Source organism: Peribacillus sp. SIMBA_075, from assembly GCF_046534585.1.
Genome location: NZ_JAWRYN010000136.1, coordinates 1 through 443, shown reverse-complemented (window position 1 = coordinate 443; position 443 = coordinate 1). Strand labels below are relative to the sequence as shown.

Annotated in this window: 2 protein-coding genes; both read left to right on the top strand. The window is 40.2% G+C overall.

Annotated features, from left to right (window positions below; all coding sequences use genetic code 11):
• On the top strand, window positions 1-231 hold a 231-nt coding region (rpsM, locus tag SB775_RS27500; protein ID WP_410864302.1), incomplete at its 5' end, for a 30S ribosomal protein S13.
• A 24-nt stretch (window positions 232-255) separates the two neighbouring features.
• The coding region (gene rpsK, locus SB775_RS27495) for a 30S ribosomal protein S11 (RefSeq protein ID WP_410864300.1) at window positions 256-443 on the top strand (188 nt) is incomplete at its 3' end.

The following is a 443-nucleotide window of genomic DNA, read 5'->3' as shown; positions in this document are numbered from 1 at the left end:
CGTGATTTATCGGAAGATGAATTAGGACGTATCCGTGATATCATCGATCGTATTAAAGTTGAGGGAGACCTTAGTCGTGAAGTATCTCTTAACATTAAACGTCTAATGGAGATCGGTTCTTACCGTGGTCTTCGTCACCGTCGTGGTTTACCAGTTCGTGGTCAAAACTCTAAAAACAATGCTCGTACACGTAAAGGTCCACGTCGTACAGTAGCAAATAAAAAGAAATAATAAGTAAAGGAGGTTGAACTAACAATGGCACGTAAAACAAACACTCGTAAAAAACGTGTGAAAAAGAATATTGAAGCTGGTATAGCTCATATTCGTTCTACTTTCAACAACACAATCGTAACACTTACAGATACTCATGGTAACGCACTTTCTTGGTCTAGTGCTGGTGCACTTGGTTTCCGTGGATCTCGTAAATCTACTCCATTCGCTGC